The organism is Luteimonas sp. A534, assembly GCF_054072805.1.
On sequence record NZ_JBSVRR010000026.1, the window covers coordinates 1 to 552 of the forward strand.

The 552-nt window shown below is 57.1% G+C and carries 1 protein-coding gene; it reads right to left on the bottom strand.

The window, feature by feature from the left end:
• Positions 1-14: 14 nt before the first annotated feature.
• On the bottom strand, positions 15-552 hold a 538-nt coding region (locus ACW5F0_RS14735; protein ID WP_457000046.1), incomplete at its 5' end, for an N-acetyltransferase family protein.

Genomic DNA, 552 nt, shown 5'->3' on the forward strand with positions numbered 1-552 from the left:
GCCTAACGCCAGAATTAAGCCGCGCCGCGAAGCGGTGTCGGCTTGAATGAATTGTTAGGCACCGCGTTCTCCGCCAACATAAAGACCTCCGCAGCCGAGTATAGGCCGTCGATCTCCGCTACGACGCGGGCGCCAAGAACCTTAGCGTACAAACGCTGTGCGTGATTGTCTGCTCGCGTGGACACGAGTATGGATTTGATGGATTGGCCTGACGCCACAAGCTCACCCTCGACTTGCGACAACGAGTCCTTGATGAGTAGTTCACCAAGGCCTTTGCCCCTTAGCTCGGAGCGAACTGCGACTTGATCCAACTCCAGGACTGCGGTCGAACGGAAGCCAGACTTCTGCGCCCAAAATATGTACCCAGCAAGGTCGTCGTCCTGAAGTACCACATGCACGAACATTCTGGGCGCGGCGGCGAGCGTGGCACCCACCCAAGCTTCTGAATCAAGCTGACGGGGAAAGGCCTCGCGATGGATCGAAGATATCTTCTCGACATCTTCTGGACTAGCACGACGTACGAAAGCGGCCATAGCGGTGCCTAACGCCTGA